The organism is Paraburkholderia sp. BR10141, from assembly GCF_056155635.1.
In genome coordinates, this window is sequence record NZ_JBMIQH010000001.1 from 289,957 (window position 1) to 305,883 (window position 15,927).

The 15,927-nt window shown below is 65.3% G+C and carries 15 protein-coding genes; 8 read left to right on the forward strand and 7 right to left on the reverse strand.

All coding sequences use genetic code 11. The annotated features are described in order from the left end of the window. Positions 1–17 precede the first annotated feature (17 nt). Complete coding sequence (gene egtD, locus ACOJB8_RS01400) at positions 18–1,022, forward strand: L-histidine N(alpha)-methyltransferase (protein WP_342946828.1); 1,005 nt, start codon at positions 18–20, stop codon at positions 1,020–1,022. 65 nt (positions 1,023–1,087) lie between these two features. On the opposite strand, the gene ACOJB8_RS01405 is transcribed toward egtD, so the two are convergent. Next, the gene (locus tag ACOJB8_RS01405) at positions 1,088–1,384 is read right to left on the reverse strand and encodes an acylphosphatase (protein WP_069261571.1); all 297 of its coding nucleotides are present in this window, start codon (positions 1,382–1,384) and stop codon (positions 1,088–1,090) included. Between the two features lie 128 nt (positions 1,385–1,512). Between ACOJB8_RS01405 and hpnA the strand changes: the two genes are divergently transcribed. After that, positions 1,513–2,535 carry a hopanoid-associated sugar epimerase gene (hpnA, locus tag ACOJB8_RS01410; protein ID WP_069261570.1) on the forward strand — a complete coding sequence of 341 codons (1,023 nt, stop codon included), beginning with the start codon at positions 1,513–1,515 and terminating at the stop codon, positions 2,533–2,535. A 109-nt stretch (positions 2,536–2,644) separates the two neighbouring features. Continuing rightward, on the forward strand, positions 2,645–3,277 hold the full coding sequence (locus ACOJB8_RS01415; RefSeq protein ID WP_342946829.1) for a hypothetical protein: 633 nt from the start codon (positions 2,645–2,647) through the stop codon (positions 3,275–3,277). A gap of 73 nt (positions 3,278–3,350) precedes the next feature. Here ACOJB8_RS01415 and ACOJB8_RS01420 read toward each other — a convergent pair whose 3' ends face one another. Further along, positions 3,351–4,529 carry a glycosyltransferase gene (locus tag ACOJB8_RS01420; protein ID WP_069261568.1) on the reverse strand — a complete coding sequence of 393 codons (1,179 nt, stop codon included), beginning with the start codon at positions 4,527–4,529 and terminating at the stop codon, positions 3,351–3,353. Then, positions 4,526–5,395 (reverse strand): squalene synthase HpnC, encoded by an 870-nt coding sequence (hpnC, locus tag ACOJB8_RS01425; protein ID WP_342946830.1) that lies wholly within the window; start codon positions 5,393–5,395, stop codon positions 4,526–4,528. The genes ACOJB8_RS01420 and hpnC overlap by 4 nt, the downstream gene beginning before the upstream one ends. Positions 5,396–5,803: 408 nt before the next feature. Between hpnC and ispH the strand changes: the two genes are divergently transcribed. Then, positions 5,804–6,748 (forward strand): 4-hydroxy-3-methylbut-2-enyl diphosphate reductase, encoded by a 945-nt coding sequence (gene ispH, locus ACOJB8_RS01430; RefSeq protein WP_028202780.1) that lies wholly within the window; start codon positions 5,804–5,806, stop codon positions 6,746–6,748. Between the two features lie 12 nt (positions 6,749–6,760). Next, a complete protein-coding gene (gene hpnH / locus ACOJB8_RS01435; RefSeq protein WP_028202781.1) occupies positions 6,761–7,912 on the forward strand; it encodes an adenosyl-hopene transferase HpnH in 1,152 nt (383 codons plus the stop codon). Positions 7,913–7,988: 76 nt separating this feature from the next. Here the strand turns inward: hpnH and ACOJB8_RS01440 are convergent, their stop codons facing one another. After that, positions 7,989–9,962: an SMP-30/gluconolactonase/LRE family protein gene (locus tag ACOJB8_RS01440; protein WP_342946831.1), complete on the reverse strand. Its 1,974-nt coding sequence runs from the start codon at positions 9,960–9,962 to the stop codon at positions 7,989–7,991. Between ACOJB8_RS01440 and ACOJB8_RS01445 the strand changes: the two genes are divergently transcribed. Beyond that, complete coding sequence (locus tag ACOJB8_RS01445; protein ID WP_342946832.1) at positions 9,961–10,281, forward strand: hypothetical protein; 321 nt, start codon at positions 9,961–9,963, stop codon at positions 10,279–10,281. The two genes, ACOJB8_RS01440 and ACOJB8_RS01445, sit on opposite strands and share 2 nt — an antisense overlap. Here the strand turns inward: ACOJB8_RS01445 and ACOJB8_RS01450 are convergent. Both ACOJB8_RS01450 and ACOJB8_RS01455 read right to left on the reverse strand, forming a co-directional pair. After that, on the reverse strand, positions 10,251–10,457 hold the full coding sequence (locus tag ACOJB8_RS01450; RefSeq protein WP_069261565.1) for a YbdD/YjiX family protein: 207 nt from the start codon (positions 10,455–10,457) through the stop codon (positions 10,251–10,253). The genes ACOJB8_RS01445 and ACOJB8_RS01450 overlap by 31 nt on opposite strands. Positions 10,458–10,483: 26 nt before the next feature. Next, on the reverse strand, positions 10,484–12,571 hold the full coding sequence (locus ACOJB8_RS01455) for a carbon starvation CstA family protein (RefSeq protein ID WP_342946833.1): 2,088 nt from the start codon (positions 12,569–12,571) through the stop codon (positions 10,484–10,486). Positions 12,572–12,911: 340 nt separating this feature from the next. Here ACOJB8_RS01455 and ACOJB8_RS01460 point away from each other — a divergent pair, with 340 nt between their 5' ends. Together ACOJB8_RS01460 and ACOJB8_RS01465 are read left to right on the forward strand one after the other, a co-directional pair. Then, complete coding sequence (locus ACOJB8_RS01460; protein ID WP_342946834.1) at positions 12,912–14,414, forward strand: cache domain-containing protein; 1,503 nt, start codon at positions 12,912–12,914, stop codon at positions 14,412–14,414. A 2-nt stretch (positions 14,415–14,416) separates the two neighbouring features. Beyond that, the gene (locus ACOJB8_RS01465; RefSeq protein WP_069261870.1) at positions 14,417–15,082 is read left to right on the forward strand and encodes a response regulator; all 666 of its coding nucleotides are present in this window, start codon (positions 14,417–14,419) and stop codon (positions 15,080–15,082) included. Between the two features lie 67 nt (positions 15,083–15,149). Here ACOJB8_RS01465 and ACOJB8_RS01470 read toward each other — a convergent pair whose 3' ends face one another. Then, positions 15,150–15,758, reverse strand: a complete 609-nt coding sequence (locus ACOJB8_RS01470; protein WP_342946835.1) for an MlaC/ttg2D family ABC transporter substrate-binding protein — start codon at positions 15,756–15,758, stop codon at positions 15,150–15,152. Positions 15,759–15,927: the final 169 nt, after the last annotated feature.

The following is a 15,927-nucleotide window of genomic DNA, read 5'->3' on the forward strand; positions in this document are numbered from 1 at the left end:
CGCCCCCTGGAGCCCGCATGCCATCTTCTGCGCCCCGCGCCGCCGTTGCCGACCCCGCCGGTGCATTCGCCCTTTCGCCCGCCGCCAGCGCATTCGCCGCCGAAGTGCGCGCCGGTTTGATGCGCTCGCCCCAAAAGGAACTGCCGTCGAAATATTTGTATGACGAGGTCGGCTCGGCCCTCTTCGAGGTCATCACCGTGCTGCCCGAATACGGCGTCACGCGCAGCGAGGAGCGCCTGCTCACGCGCTACGCGTCCGAGATCGTCGAGGCGCTGCCCTCCGACGTGAAGGTCGCCGAACTCGGCAGCGGCAGCGGCCGCAAGACGCGCCGCATTCTCGAAGCGCTGTGCCGCAAGCGCCCGACGTCGTACTGCCCGATCGAGATTTCGCGTACCGCGCTGCAACTATGTCGGCGCGAACTCGCCGACATCGAGCGCATTTCGATCGTCGGCTACGAGCGCGACTATCTCGCCGGACTGTCCGAAGTGAGCCGCCAGCGCAAAGAGGGCGAGCAACTGCTCGTGCTCTTTCTCGGCAGCACGATCGGCAACTTCGCGCGCCTCGCGGCCACGCGTTTCCTGCGTGACATCCGCGCGATGCTGCGCCCCGGCGACACGCTGCTGCTCGGCACCGACCTCGTGAAGCCCGTGGATACGCTGATCGCCGCCTACGACGACGCCATCGGCGCCACGGCCGCATTCAACCTGAACCTGCTGTCGCGCATCAACCGCGAACTGGACGCCGACTTCGACCTGCACGACTTCGAGCACGTCGCGCGCTTCAATCCGGACGTGCGCAGCATCGAGATGCATCTGCGCGCGAAGCGCGACGTGCATGCCGAAGTGCGCTCGGCGCATCTCACCGTCGACATCGGCGCAGGCGAGACGATCTGGACCGAGAGCAGCCACAAGTATCACGCCGATGAAATCCCGGCGATCGCCGCCGACGCGGGCTTCGAATGCACGCGTCAGTGGGTCGAAAAGGATTGGGGATTCGCGGAGAGCCTGCTGGCCGTGAAGTAAGCGGCGTCCGAAACGAAAAAGCGGTGCGCCAATGCCTGGCGCACCGCTTTTTTATCGGGCGACGCTCAATGCTGCTCGAAGCGCTCGTAACGTTTTTCGGTCAGGCGTTCCTCGCTTTCCACCGAACTGACGCGCGCGGCCGGCGGCCCGTGGCGCAGCCACGAGAGCATGCGGTCCACCTGGTTCGCCGTGCCCTGGATCACGGCTTCGACCGAGCCGTCCTCCATGTTCGCGACGTAGCCGCGAATGCGCAGCGCGTGCGCCTGGCGCACCGTCGCGTGACGAAAACCCACGCCCTGCACCGTCCCGTGCACGCGCACGTAGTACGTTTCGAGGCGCGTATCCAGATCCGGTTCGCTCATTGTTCCTTTCTCCATGCAGGCTTTACGGTCGGCATTGTAGACGCCAACGCGCGCACGCGCCGGGCCCGCGCCACGTACAATCCGTGCCACGCCGCCGCGCCAATACCGAACATGGAAACGACCCTGCAATGACCGACACCTCCCGAGCCAACCGCGATCTCGTGCTGATCACCGGCGCGTCCGGCTTCGTCGGCTCGGCCGTCGCCCGCATCGCGCAGGAAAAGGGCTATGCGGTGCGCCTGCTGGTGCGCGAGACGAGCCCGCGCAAGAACCTCGAAGCGCTCGACGCCGAAGTCGTCACCGGCGACATGCGCGACGCCGCCTCGATGCGCCGTGCGCTCGACGGCGTGCGCTATCTCTTCCACGTGGCCGCCGACTACCGCCTGTGGGCGCCCGATCCGCACGAGATCGAGCGCGCCAACCTCGAAGGCGCCGAAGCCACCATGCGCGCGGCACTCGACGCGGGCGTGGAGCGCATCGTCTACACGAGCAGCGTGGCCACGCTCAAGGTCACGAGTTCGGGCAACTCAGCCGACGAAACCTCGCCGCTCACGCCCGAGCAGGCCATTGGCGTGTACAAGCGCAGCAAGGTGCTGTCCGAGCGCGCCGTGGAACGCATGATCGAGCGCGACGGGCTGCCCGCGGTGATCGTCAATCCGTCGACGCCGATCGGTCCGCGCGACGTGAAGCCCACGCCCACGGGCCGCATCATCGTCGAAGCGGCCACCGGCAAGATTCCCGCGTTCGTCGACACCGGCCTGAACCTTGCGCACGTGGACGACGTGGCGAATGGCCACTTCCTCGCGCTGGAGCGCGGACGCATCGGCGAGCGCTACATCCTCGGCGGCGAGAATTTGCCGCTGCAGCAGATGCTCACCGACATCGCCGGCATGGTCGGCCGCAAGCCGCCCACGATCGCGCTGCCGCGCTGGCCGCTCTATCCGCTTGCGATGGGCGCGGAAGCCGTGGCGCGCTTCACGAAGCGCGAGCCATTCGTAACTGTCGATGCGCTCAAGATGTCGAAGAACAAGATGTATTTCACGTCGGCGAAAGCGGAGCGCGAACTGGGTTATCGCGCGCGGCCGTATCGCGAGGGCTTGAAAGATGCGCTCGCATGGTTCCGCGAGGCCGGCTATCTGAACGCCAGATGAGGCAAGCTGAGGAAACTGTTACAACTTTTCTTGCGACATGCGTACAACGCCTGAAGGGCAATGCGCGCAAGCTGCGGGTAGAATCGCGGGTCTTACCTGAGAAGCTCGCATGAATCTTCAAGACCAGATTGGCGTGCTCGAAGCGGGCGTCGATCAGCTCCTTCAGGCCGCCGCCGCCGCGCACGCACCGCGCGCCGATGAACGCGCCGCCGCAGTTCCCCAGCAGGACACTCCCGTTGCAAGCAGCGAAGCGGAGCAAGCCGTCGCTGAGCAGCCGCACGCCGTTGCCGTCGACACGGCCGCGGAGGCTGCCGGTGCGGCCGCCACCGCAGAACCCGTTGAAGCCGCCAATGCAACCGTGACCGACACTGCCGAAGCCATCGAACCCGCTGCCGAAACGGCCCGCGCCGCGCCTGCGCAGCCCGAACTGCACGTGGCGCGCCCGTCGCAAAACGAGATCACGCTGACGATCGGCGGCCAGACGGTGACGCTCAACGCGCTGCAAGTCGGCCAGATGATCGAGGAGCTGTCGAACGCACGCGCCTCGATGCAGCCCGAACCGCCGCCCGGCATTCCGCAAGGCTGGCGTTTCGCGTCGACGAAGAATCCGATGATGGCCGTGCAGAAACAATCGAACGGCGACCGCCTGCTGGTGTTGCGCCACACGGGCCACGGCTGGGTGCCGTTCACGTTCTCGCCCGACATCGTCGTGCAGATGTACATGATGCTCACGCAGCGCTAACGCGCGCGGGGATCGAAAAAAAGCCGTCGAAACCGACGGCTTTTTTCATTGGCAGCTTCTCGCACGAAGCGCTTTATCGCCCCTGCGCCGGCGCCTGCACGCGCGCCTTCCACTGACCGCCCTTGCCGCGCCAGAAGCGCCACGCCGAAGCGAACGTCGCGCCCACGTAGAACAGCGCGACGAGCGGCAGGAACGGCGCCCACAGCGGCGAACGCCGGTAGTAGGCAAGCATGGGCGAGTAGGCGCAGCACATCAGCGCCCAGGCGATCCACGCGGGCCAGCCGTGCGGCCCGAGCACGAGCGCGACCACGGGCGGCGCGAGATAGATGATCGTCATGCCGAGCAGCGTGCCCGCGAGCTGCCACGCCGAATAGTGCAGCTGTGTGAACGCCGTGCGCGCGATCATGTTCCAGATGTCCTTCCACGAATCGTACGGGCGCAGCGACACGCTCTTCGCGGCAACGTCGAGCCGGATCGGGTGATGCCCTTCGCCCCGATGCTTGATGCGCGCGGCGAGGCTGCAGTCGTCGATCAGCTCGGCGCGGATCGATTCGATGCCGCCCGCCTCTTCGAGCGCCTGGCGGCGCACCAGCATGCAGCCGCCGGCCGCGGCCGCCGTGCGGTTCTTCGGGTTGTTGACCCACGAGAACGGATAGAGCTTCGCGAAGAAGAACACGAACGCCGGGATCAGCGCCTTTTCCCAGAAGGAGTCGCAGCGCAGCCGCACCATCAGCGAGACGAGGTCGCGGCCTTCGGCCTGCGCGCGCACGACGAGCTGCGCGAGCGCTTCGGGCGGATGGCCGATGTCGGCGTCGGTGAGGAGCAGGTAGTCGGCGGGCAGCTTGAGCGTGCGCACCGCCTCGATGCCCTGCGACTGCGCCCACACCTTGCCCGACCAGCCCGCCGGCAGCGGCTTGGCCGTAATCACGCTGAGCTTTTCCGGGCACTGCAGCGCGAGCGCGGCGGCGCGCGCGGCTTCCGCGGTGCCGTCGGTGCTGTGGTCGTCGATCACGATCACGTGAAACTCGCCGCCGTAGTCCTGCTGGAGCAGCGAGGTCACGGCCTCGCCGATCGCGTCGGCCTCGTTGCGCGCCGGCACGACGGCACACGCGGCAGGCCAGCCGGCCGCGGGCTCGACGATCGGCAGCGGCGCGGCCGGGCGCGCGCGCCAGAAGCCGCCGCGCCCGAACAGCAGCACGAGCCAGATGAGCAGCGAGAGACAGGAGACGGCAAAGAGAATGGTCGTAGTCATACGTTGTTACTCTCGATCGAAGGGGCGCGCACGCCCACGCGGCGCGACAGCCACATAGCCGCCGTGCGCAGGAGCACCACGGCCCAGTCGGGCGCGCGCAGCGCAGGCCGCGCGCGGAACACATCGTAGCCGCCGCGCTCGATGATTTCGAGCACGCGCAGTCCGCCATGCACGACGCTGCACAGCTCAAGGCCGAAGCGCCCCGGCACGCGCAGCGCGAGCGGCGCGCCGCCCACCATCAGCGCCCGCGCGCGCGCCACCTCGTGCGCCATCAGCGCGCGCCAGGCGTCGTCCACCTTGCCCGCGGCGATCTGCGCTTCGGTCACGCCAAAGCGTTCGCGCTCGGCGAGCGGCAGGTAAATGCGGCCGCGCGCCCAGTCGGCGCTCACGTCCTGCAAGAAGGTGATGAGCTGCAAGGCGGTGCAGATCGCGTCGGAATCGGCCAGATTCTCGGGCGTCGCCGCGTGAATCAGATGCAGCATCAGATGGCCGACCGGGTTCGCCGAGCGCCGGCAATAATCCAGCAGCTCGAAGCGATCGGCATAGCGCGTCGTGTCGATATCCTGATCGAACGCCGCGACGAGGTCGTAAAACGGCGCGAGCGGCAGGCGGCACTCGCGCACCACGTCCGCGAGCTTCGCGAACAGCATGGGGTGCACGCGCGCCGGGCGGCCTTCGGCCACCGCGTTCAGGCCTTCGCGAAAATCGGCGAGACGCGTGTGGCGTTGCTCGGGGCTCCAGTCGCCTTCGTCCGCGATGTCGTCGAGCGTGCGCGCGACGTGGTAGATCACGCCGACAGGCGCCCGCAGCGCCTTCGGCAGCAATACGCGCGCTACCGGAAAATCGTCGTAGTGGTCGGGTTCCATCAAGGCGTCCAGAATGGGGTCGTATCCCGACGCGCCATCCAGGCGACCCGCGGGACCGCGATATTTTAAGCGTTCCCGGGGTATGTTGCACCGCGCAACGAGGCAGCGGCCGTTCCACAGCCCCTCCTGCATCGCGTGCACGAAGCGCCTTGCACAGGCCGTGGGAGCGCCACGCGGCGGGCTTTTTGAGAAAAATGGGTGGCTGACCGGGGTCCGGCGTCGCGTGCACGCCGCACTGCGCGCGCTGCACACAGCAAACGAAAGGCGAAGGGGTTAAAATGCGCGTCTGGTTTTGACTCCGTCACTCCTTTGGCGGATTTTTGCATCTTTAATAATAGACAGCCGCCGGCGATCAGGTCATTTTTACCGACTTGCTCGTCTTATGCGGCAGTCGGAGTTCGCCACCCTATGCGAGTGATCCTTGCCCAACCCCGCGGCTTTTGCGCGGGGGTTGTCCGCGCTATCGAAATCGTCGATCGCGCACTGCAGAAGCACGGCGCGCCGGTCTATGTGCGCCATGAAATCGTCCACAACCGTCACGTGGTCGAAAACCTGCGCAACAAGGGCGCGCGTTTCGTGGAAGAGCTCGACGAAGTGCCGGAAGGCGCCGTGGCGATTTTCAGCGCCCACGGTGTGGCCAAGACCGTGGAACGCGCCGCCGAGGAACGCGACCTCGACGTGCTCGACGCCACCTGCCCGCTCGTCACCAAGGTTCATGTACAGGGCCGCCAGTACGTCGCGGCGGGCCGCACGCTGATCCTGATCGGCCATGCCGGTCACCCGGAAGTGGAAGGTACGATCGGCCAGATTCCCGGCACCGTGCTGCTCGTGCAGAGCGAAGCCGATGTTTCGAAGCTCGATCTGCCGCTCGATGCACCGCTCGCGTACGTGACGCAAACCACCCTTTCGGTGGACGACACGCGCGGCATCATCGACGCGCTGCTCGCGCGGTTCTCCGACATCGTCGGTCCGGACACGCGCGACATCTGCTACGCAACGCAGAACCGCCAGGCAGCGGTGCGCGAACTGTCGGATCAGGTGGACGTTCTGCTCGTCGTTGGTGCGACGAACAGCTCGAACTCGAATCGTCTGCGCGAGATCGGCAGCGAAACGGGGGTGCCGAGCTACCTCGTCGCCGACGGTTCGGAAGTGAAGGCCGAGTGGTTCGCCAATGTGCAAACGGTCGGCATCACGGCCGGCGCATCGGCGCCTGAAGAAATGGTTGAGAACGTCATTGACGCGCTGCGCGCGTTGGGGCCTGTCGAGGTGTCGACGATGGCGGGCCGTGAAGAAAAAGTCGAATTCAAGTTGCCGTCGAAGCTCTTGCAACCGCTCGTCGCGCGCGAAGTTTAAGGAGGACACGCTTTGTCTATTCCGCTGCTACAAAAAGTCCGCGTTGGCTCGTACATCTTCCGCCAGCATTTCAGCGGCAACAAGCGCTACCCGCTCGCGCTCATGCTCGAGCCGCTGTTCCGCTGCAATCTCGCCTGCAATGGCTGCGGCAAGATCGACTATCCGGATCCCATCCTGAACCAGCGCCTGTCGCTGGAGGAATGCCTCGAAGCCGTCGACGAGTGCGGCGCGCCGGTCGTTTCCATCGCAGGCGGCGAACCGCTGCTGCACAAGGAAATGCCGCAGATCGTGAAGGGCATCATGGCGCGCAAGAAGTTCGTGTATCTCTGCACGAACGCGCTGCTCATGGAAAAGAAGATGGACGACTACCAGCCGAACCCGTACTTCGTCTGGTCGGTGCACCTCGACGGCGACCGCGAAGCGCACGATCACTCGGTCTCGCAGGAAGGCGTGTACGACAAGGCCGTCGCGGCCATCAAGGAAGCCAAGCGCCGCGGCTTCCGCGTGAACATCAACTGTACGCTGTTCAACGACGCCGTGCCCGAGCGCGTGGCGAAGTTCTTCGACACGGTCGGCGAGATCGGCGTGGACGGCATCACGGTGTCGCCGGGCTATGCGTATGAGCGCGCGCCGGACCAGCAGCACTTCCTGAATCGCGACAAGACCAAGAACCTGTTCCGCGAAATCTTCAAGCGCGGCAACAACGGCAAGAAGTGGTCGTTCAGCCAGTCGAGCCTGTTCCTCGACTTCCTGGCCGGCAACCAGAGCTACCAGTGCACGCCGTGGGGCAACCCGGCGCGTACGGTGTTCGGCTGGCAAAAGCCGTGCTATCTGGTCGGCGAAGGTTACGTGAAGACCTTCAAGGAGTTGATGGAAACGACCGACTGGGACAAGTACGGCACGGGCAAGTACGAGAAGTGCGCGGACTGCATGGTCCACTGCGGCTTCGAGGCCACCGCCGTGATGGACACGGTCGCACATCCGCTCAAGGCCGCGCGCATCGCCCTCTCGGGCCCGCGCACGACGGGCGCGTTTGCGAAGGACATCCCGCTCGAAGGCGCACGTCCGGCTGAATACGTGTTCTCGCGTCACGTCGAGATCAAGCTCGAAGAGATCAAGAACTCGGCCAAGACCAAGAAGCCGGTTACGGTCGCAGCTAGCTAAAGCGGTTTCCGCCAAGGGCGGATGAAACGCAAAAAGGGCGCAACGGTTTTAGCCGTTGCGCCCTTTGTCTTTTTTATCACTTCGCGCTGAACGGCGACGCCGTTGCATTCGCAGTAGTCGTGCTCGCCGCCGCCGGCGTCCACCGGTACACCACCGCACTCGAAGCGTTGTAATTATCCTTCGTCACGACATACTCACCCGTCGAGCGCAGATACGCGCGCAGGCCGTACATCGAATCCACGTCGTTGCCCACGTACACCGCGTTCGGGTTGCTGTTGATGAGCGTCGTGTCGATCGCACCCGTGGTGAGGTTGAACGCATCGATGTTCGGCACGGTGTGCACGTAGCCCACGAACAGATAGTTTCCGGCGGCCGCTATCGATTTGGGATTCGCGCTCGTGAGCGTGATCACCGGATTCGGCGCGCTCGTATTGCCGGCGAGCCAGCCGTGATACACCTCGACGCGCGTGCCGATCGCCGTCCAGTCGGTGATGCTTGCGTCTTCTCCCGTGAGGATCATCGTGTCGCTTTCGGGCAGGTAGACGATGCGGGTGAGCCGCGAGATCGTGGCAGGAATCGGCGTGGTGATCGCGGCGCCCCAGGTCGGCTTGCCGGTCGAGTCGAAGCCGGTCAGCGGGTAGTGGGAAATGACGTTGGTCTTGTCGAGGCCGACCCACAGGTCGCCCTTGCTGTCGAGACAAAAGCCGTTGCGCACCGGGGCCGTCGTACTGAACGCCGCCCCCGGCAGCGTGTAATCCGGAATGGCGATATAGCCGCTCGCCGCATTGAAGTGGAAGAAGTAGAACGTATCGGGGTTCTGGCCGGCCGCCACGAGAATGCGCTTGCCGCTCACGCTCGCCACCTGCGCGAAATGGTCGCCGCGACCGGCGTCGGCGAGATTGATGCGCGGATCGGACGGATACGTGATCGGGTCGATCGTGTTGGCCACAAAGGTGCCGCCGGCCGTGCCCGAATAGATATTCATGCCGCCGTAGAACAGCGCGCCGTCGGTGCCCGGATCCGGCGCCGCATTGCCTTCGAAGTTGAGCGACTGGAGCTTCCAGCGCAGCGTGCCGGTGCCGTCGTAAGCCTGCAGATCGGTGCCGCCGTTGCGGCCGAGGTCCCACGAGCCGCCCCACGGATTGTTCAGCACGTACAGCATGCCCGCGGAATCCTTGCCGATGCCGACCACGCGCGTAAAGCGCTTGTCGCCCACCTGGCCCTTGACGCCCGTGGTCGTGTCGAGATAGCCGCCCAGCACGCCGAACGTGCCGGTTTGCGAAGGCGTGCCCGCTACGCTGAAGGTCTTGATGTTCATGTCGGGACCCGAGTCGCCGATCATCAACTGCGAGGTCTGCGCATCGAAATACAGCGACGACGGCCGCGCCGTGGAGGCCAGCTGGATGGTATTCAGCAGCTGACCGCCGGCACTGAATTCGAGCACCGCGCCCGCGCTCTTCTGGGCGACCCAGAGGTTGCCGCCCGCGTCGAGCGTGAGCGCGCCCGGGCACGCCACGCTGATATCGCGTTGCCAGATGCCGTCCGTGGTGTACACGCGCACGCGGTTGCCGGGGAAATCGCTCACGTAGAGCAGCGAGCCCGACGTCGCGAGTCCGGTGATGACATCGGCGAGCTTTTCGGTCGTATCGGCGCTCACGGGGATCAGCAGGTCGCGCGCGCCGCTCGTGCGGTTGTAGCGCCCGACGTTGCCGCTGCCATACGTGGCGTTGTACTGCATCGCGACGAACAGCGAAGTCGTGTTGCCCGTGATCGCGCCGCCCTGGAAGTCGCCATGCCCGCCGATCGAGCCGAGACTCTGGCCGTTCTGGTAGATCGCCACGCCGCCTTCGTTTTCATCCCACATCGACGAGGTATAGATGACGCCTTCGGGCGCGACCCACATCGAGCGGGCCACATTGCCCACGTGCGTCGCGTTGGCGCCGTAGGTGTTCGCAATCCAGTCGGTGGAGGATTGCGCTTCGCAAACGGGCGTAACCGTTGCGGTGAGAGCGGCCGCCAGCCAGGCTGCGCCGATTCGATGCAAGATCATGAAAGATTCTTTGATTCGCACACCTTACGGTGCGATTGTTGAAAATGCCGTGTTGCCCACGGGGCAAGCCCGCAGGCCGATTCCCGACGATTCGAATCCGTGCGCGCCGCCGCGCGCGGCGTCATGCGTCGAATTGGTGTGGAACTTCGTCAGAGTTAACGGCAGCCACACTGCGGGAATTGAGTGTTTTTTTGAGCGCGCGCCGAGCCGCGAAGATTACAGGCGTAAAAAAAGCGCGACGGCCTTCGCCGTCGCGCTTCTTGCAGAACATATCCGCTCAGTCGGGAGTCAGCAGCACTTCCCCGCGCCCGACCCATAGCGGGCATTTTGCCGCTCGCGGAAAAACTCCTCGTAGGTCATGACCGGGCGCTCGGGATGCGTCTCGCGCGCATGCGCGACGTAGCCCTCGTAGTCCGGCAAACCGACCATCAAACGCATGGCCTGGCCGAGATAGCGCCCGGCCGTCTGTACGTTGTCGCGAAGTCCCGAGAACATGATGTGCTCCGTTCAATAACGTCGATTCAATGCACGCGATTCGTCACGGCCGCCGCGCCGCCAGCCGGCATCGCCTGATACGGCGTTTCCTGCACGGTCGGACGGTCGATGCGGCGCGCACGCGCAATCGCGATCAGGCCATACACGACGATGCTCACCACGACGAAGATGAACAGGCCCGAAAGCGCGGCATCGACGTAGTCGTTGAAGACCATGCGCTGCATCTGCTCGAGCGACTTCGCGGGCGCGACGATCTTGCCATCCGCGATCGCCGCCGACAGCTTCTGTGCGTGCGCGACGAAGCTCACCTTCGGGTTGCTGTCGAAAATCTTTTGCCAGCCCGCCGTGAGCGTGCAGATGAGGAGCCACACCGTGGGCAGTGCCGTGACCCATGCGAACTTCTCGCGCTTCATCTTGAAGAGCACGACGGTGGCGAGCATGAGCGCGATACCGGCGAGCATCTGGTTCGAGATACCGAAGAGCGGCCACAGCGTGTTGATGCCGCCGAGCGGATCGACCACGCCCTGGTAGAGGAAGTAGCCCCACGCAGCCACGCACAGCGCGGTCGCGATCAGGTTGGCCGGCAGCGACTCCGTGCGCTTGAGCGACGGGTGGAACGTGCCGAGCAGGTCTTGCAGCATGAAGCGGCCCGCGCGCGTGCCCGCGTCGACGGCGGTCAGGATGAAGAGCGCCTCGAAGAGGATGGCGAAGTGATACCAGAACGCCATCATCGCCTCGCCGCCCACCACCTGGTGCAGGATCTGCGCCATGCCCACGGCCAGCGTCGGGGCGCCTCCGGCGCGCGCGACGATGGTCGTTTCGCCCACGGCCTGCGCGGTGTGCGTGAGCATCTCCGGCGTGAGCATGAAGCCCCAGTGGCCCACGGTTTGCGCGACCGCGTCCGGCGTCGTGCCGAGCACGGCGAGCGGCGCGTTCATCGCGAAGTACACACCCGGCTCGATCACCGAAGCGGCCACGAGCGCCATGATGGCGACGAACGATTCCATCAGCATCGCGCCGTAACCAATGAAGCGCGCGTTGGTTTCGTTATCGAGCAGCTTGGGCGTCGTGCCCGACGAGATCAGCGCATGGAAGCCCGACACCGAGCCGCACGCGATCGTGATGAAGAGGAACGGGAACAGGTTGCCCGACCAGACCGGGCCCGTGCCGTCGATGAACTTCGTGAAGGCCGGCATCTTCAGTTCCGGCGCGACGATCAGAATGCCGATCGCAAGCGCGAGAATCGTGCCGATCTTGAGGAACGTCGAAAGGTAGTCGCGCGGCGCGAGCAGCAGCCACACCGGCAGCACCGAAGCGACGAAGCCATAGCCGATCAGGATCCAGGTGAGCTGCGTGCCCGTGAACGTGAACCAGGCGGCGAGCGTGGGCGAATCGTGCACGTGCTGGCCGAAGGCGATGGAAGCCATCAGCAGGACGAAACCGATGATCGAGATCTCGCCGATCTTGCCCGGACGGATGTAACGCACGTACAGGCCCATGAAGATCGCGATGGGAATCGTCGCGGCCACCGTGAACGTGCCCCACGGCGAGTTCGTGAGCGCCTTCACGACGATCAGCGCGAGCACCGCGAGAATGATGATCATGATGAGGAAGGTGCCGAACAGCGCGATCACGCCGGGCACCGGACCGAGTTCCATCTTCACGAGGTCGCCGAGCGAGCGGCCGTCGCGGCGCGTGGAGAGGAACAGCACCACGAAGTCCTGCACGGCGCCCGCGAACACCACGCCCGCGAGAATCCAGAGCATGCCGGGCATGTAGCCCATCTGCGCGGCCAGCACCGGACCGACGAGCGGCCCCGCGCCCGCGATCGCCGCGAAGTGATGGCCGAACAGCACGTACTTGTTGGTGGGCACGTAATCGAGCCCGTCGTTGTGGCGCACGGCCGGCGTCATGCGCAGGCCGTCGAGCTGCAGGACCTGCGTGGCGATGAAGCGGCTATAGAAGCGATACGCGATCAGATAGACGCACACGGCGCAGATCACGATCCACAGTGCGCTGATTCGCTCGCCGTGCGCGAGCGCGATGGTACCGAACGCGAACGCGCCAAGCAGCGCGACCAGCGTCCAGACGACAAAACTGGATGTCCGACTCATGCGGTGTCTCCGTTATGTTTTTAGCTTTGTGTCCGGCATCGGAACCGGACCCTTGCGCGCCGTCCACAGCATCGTGGCGATGGCGGCGCATGCATGACGCATTACGCCATGTCGTGGGCGGTAGTATTCGCTTTCAGACCGTCAGCCACAACCGGACAACTACGTAAGCGCGCTACGTAGAACTACGTAGGTAAGGCAACAATTCGTTGCGCGCGCAACGATAATCGCGGGCCGCCGCGCAGGGTGTCGCGCAAGGACACTCTCTCGCGCGGCGCGTGAATTTGGCGCCTGCGCCGCGCGCGCCCGGTTATGCTTGCAGACTCAGCTTCCGAACACCGTCATGCCCGCCCCATTTTTCTTTGCCGACCGCCGCCTGAAGACGAAAATCTTCCTGCTCGCCGTCGTGCCGTTCCTCGCAGCGATTGCCGGCATCGGGATCGGTGTGCGCCAGCAGGCCACGCAGCTCGCGCAAACGCAGCACGCGACGATGCAGAGCGCGTATATGTCGAGCAAGGAAATCGAGCTACGCCACTACGTGGAGCTGGCCACGAGCGCCATCGCGCCGCTCTATGCGCCCGGGGAAAACGCCAGCGACGCGTTGCCCGCACCTGATAGCGAAGCCGACCGCCAGCTGGCCGCGCTAGCCGTGCTGCAGAAGATGGACTTCGGCCCTGATGGCTATTTCTTTGTCTACGACATGCACGGGCGCTCGCTCATGCATCCGCGCGAGCCCGCGCTCGTCGGGCAGGATCTCTGGAATCTGCGCGATCCGCAGGGCGCGCTCACGATCCAGCAACTGATTGCCGCGGCCCAGCGCGGCGGCGGCTATGTGCGCTATATGTGGCACCGGCCGTCCACGGGCAGGCTCGCGCCCAAGCTCGGCTATGTCGTGCCGCTGCCGCGCTGGGGCTGGATGATCGGCACGGGCATCTATCTCGACGACGTCGATTCGACGCTCGCGCACATCGACGAGCGCGCCTCCGCGAATATCGAGCACACCATTCAGTGGCTCGGCGCGATCGCACTCGCGGGCGTGCTCGTGATCGCGCTCGGTGCGCTCGTGCTCAACGTGAGCGAGCACCGCAGCACCGACGCCAAACTCAAGCGCCTTGCGCAACAGGTGGTCGAGTCTCAGGAGCAGGAGCGGGCGCGGCTTTCGCGCGAACTGCACGATGGCATCAGCCAGATGCTCGTTTCGGTGAAGCTGCTGCTGGAGTCGGCGCTGGCTCGCTTCGAGCGCGGGGAAACGCGCGTGCCCGCCGCCGAAGCGTCGCTCGCCACCGGCCTCTCACGACTGTCCGACACGCTGCGTGAAGTGCGCAGCATCTCGCACGCCCTGCGCCCCTCAATGCTCGACGACCTGGGCCTCGCCGCCGCACTGGAGCAACTCACGCGCGAGATGGCCGAGCAAACGGGCATCGAGATCGCCTTCACGCAAACCGCGCCGAAACCGGCGAGCAAAAAGGCGCAAGTTCCCGCGCTGCCGGACGCCGTCAACACCGTGCTCTTTCGCATTGCTCAGGAAGCGCTCACCAACATCGTGCGGCATGCGCAAGCGGCGCACGCCGCGCTCACGCTGGAGGTCGCCGCTAGCGGCGTGACACTCGGCATTGCCGACAACGGCCGCGGCTTCGACGTGGCGCACGCGCTGGCCGACCCGCGCGCGGGTCTGGGCCTGCGCAACATGCGCGAGCGCCTCGAGTCGCTCGGCGGGCGCCTCGACATCACCTCGCAGCCCGGCCATACGCTCGTCACCGCGTGGGTGCCTATTGCGTCCAATGCAGCGTCCAATGCGGCGTCCAATGCAGCATCCAAAGCCGCTGTATCAGGAACACCGAAATGACGATGACGAATGCAAACGTGAACCATTCGACCAGCCCGGGCGCCAAACCCGCGCGGCTCGTCCTCGTGGACGACCATCCTCTCGTGCGCGACGGCCTGCGCGCACGGCTCGAAGCCGTGCCGGGTTTCGAGGTGGCGGGCGAAGCCGGCAACGCCGATGAGGCCATCGCGCTCGCCGCGTCGCTCGAACCCGATCTCGTGCTGATGGACGTGGGCATGGCCGGCGTGAACGGCATTGCGCTCGCGGGCATTTTCCACGAGCGCTTTCCGGCCATCCGCGTGTTGATGCTGTCGATGCACGACAACGTCGAATACGTGACCGAGGCGGTGCGCGCGGGCGCAAGCGGCTACGTGCTCAAGGATTCGCCGGCCACCGAGATCATCCGCGCGATCGAGGCGGTGCTGGCCGGGCGTACGTATTTCAGCGCGGGCCTGAGTGCGCGCATGATCCAGGCGTCGGCGCGCAGCACACCCGTCGAGCGTCTCACGCCACGCGAGCGGGACATTCTCGACGCGCTCGCGCAAGGACTCTCGAGCAAGCAGATCGCGCAGCGCGAGGGACTTTCGGTGCGCACGGTGGAAACGCACCGGCTCAACCTCAAGCGCAAGCTGGAGATCGAAGGGCAGGCGGAGTTGATCAAGTTCGCGGTGGAGCACCGCAGAAAGTGAAACGGGCGCTCCGGCTTACCCGGAGTGCCCGTCAATGCGCAATGCGTGTACAACCACCGATCGACGATCAGCTGCGCGCGTTGTGGTCGACGAGGAACTTGATGAGGCCGTCGATGCCGCCCTTGGCGATCTGGTCGGCAAATTGCGTCTGGTAGACCTGGATCAGCCAGGCGCCCATCATGTTGATGTCGTAAATCTTCCAGCCGTTGGGTGTTTGCGTGAGACGGTAGTCGATGGCGTCGTCGCCGCCGTTGCTGATCACGTGCGACTGCACCACGGTGTCTTTCGCGCCGGCACCCGTGTTCGACGGTGCGAACTTGAAGGTCACCTGGGTATCGCGAAGTTGCGAGAGCGACGAGGCATACGTCTTCACGAGCAGGAGTTGAAATTGCTCATACAGCTTCTGCTGCTGTTCGGGCGTGGCCGTCGCCCAGGGTTTGCCAACGGCGATCCGCGTGGTGCGTTTGAAGTCGGTGGCGGGAACGAAATGGGTCTCGACCACCTGGGTGATCTTGTTCATGTCGCCACCGCGGGCCTGCGGGTCGGCCTGCATCGCCTTCACGGTGCCTTCCACGGCGGCCTTGACGACGGCGTCCGGCGTGGTCTGTGCGAACGCGGCGCCCGAGACGCCCGTGAAACAGGCGGCGACGAAAAATGCGGTCAGGTAACGTTTCATACGCTCTTCTGGAACAGTGAAATTCAGGCGCCGGTACAGTGCGACTCAGTGCGTGCGGTTAAGTGCAAGTGCAATCACGTAACCTTCGCGCCGCCGGCTGAGCCAGTATAACGGCTTTGGCAGATGCGCTGCCGGGGCGCCGCCTCGAGCCCAGGTGTGCAAGACCCGC

Coding starts and splice junctions, on each gene's coding strand:
- ACOJB8_RS01465 (WP_069261870.1), top strand. CDS start 14,417: ATGACGAATGCAAACGTGAACCATTCGACCAGCCCGGGCGCCAAACCC.
- hpnA (WP_069261570.1), top strand. CDS start 1,513: ATGACCGACACCTCCCGAGCCAACCGCGATCTCGTGCTGATCACCGGC.
- hpnC (WP_342946830.1), bottom strand. CDS start 5,395: ATGGAACCCGACCACTACGACGATTTTCCGGTAGCGCGCGTATTGCTG.
- ACOJB8_RS01470 (WP_342946835.1), bottom strand. CDS start 15,758: ATGAAACGTTACCTGACCGCATTTTTCGTCGCCGCCTGTTTCACGGGC.
- ACOJB8_RS01420 (WP_069261568.1), bottom strand. CDS start 4,529: ATGACTACGACCATTCTCTTTGCCGTCTCCTGTCTCTCGCTGCTCATC.
- ACOJB8_RS01415 (WP_342946829.1), top strand. CDS start 2,645: ATGAATCTTCAAGACCAGATTGGCGTGCTCGAAGCGGGCGTCGATCAG.
- egtD (WP_342946828.1), top strand. CDS start 18: ATGCCATCTTCTGCGCCCCGCGCCGCCGTTGCCGACCCCGCCGGTGCA.
- ACOJB8_RS01450 (WP_069261565.1), bottom strand. CDS start 10,457: ATGTTCTCGGGACTTCGCGACAACGTACAGACGGCCGGGCGCTATCTC.
- ACOJB8_RS01460 (WP_342946834.1), top strand. CDS start 12,912: ATGCCCGCCCCATTTTTCTTTGCCGACCGCCGCCTGAAGACGAAAATC.
- ACOJB8_RS01440 (WP_342946831.1), bottom strand. CDS start 9,962: ATGATCTTGCATCGAATCGGCGCAGCCTGGCTGGCGGCCGCTCTCACC.
- ACOJB8_RS01405 (WP_069261571.1), bottom strand. CDS start 1,384: ATGAGCGAACCGGATCTGGATACGCGCCTCGAAACGTACTACGTGCGC.
- ispH (WP_028202780.1), top strand. CDS start 5,804: ATGCGAGTGATCCTTGCCCAACCCCGCGGCTTTTGCGCGGGGGTTGTC.
- ACOJB8_RS01455 (WP_342946833.1), bottom strand. CDS start 12,571: ATGAGTCGGACATCCAGTTTTGTCGTCTGGACGCTGGTCGCGCTGCTT.
- ACOJB8_RS01445 (WP_342946832.1), top strand. CDS start 9,961: ATGAAAGATTCTTTGATTCGCACACCTTACGGTGCGATTGTTGAAAAT.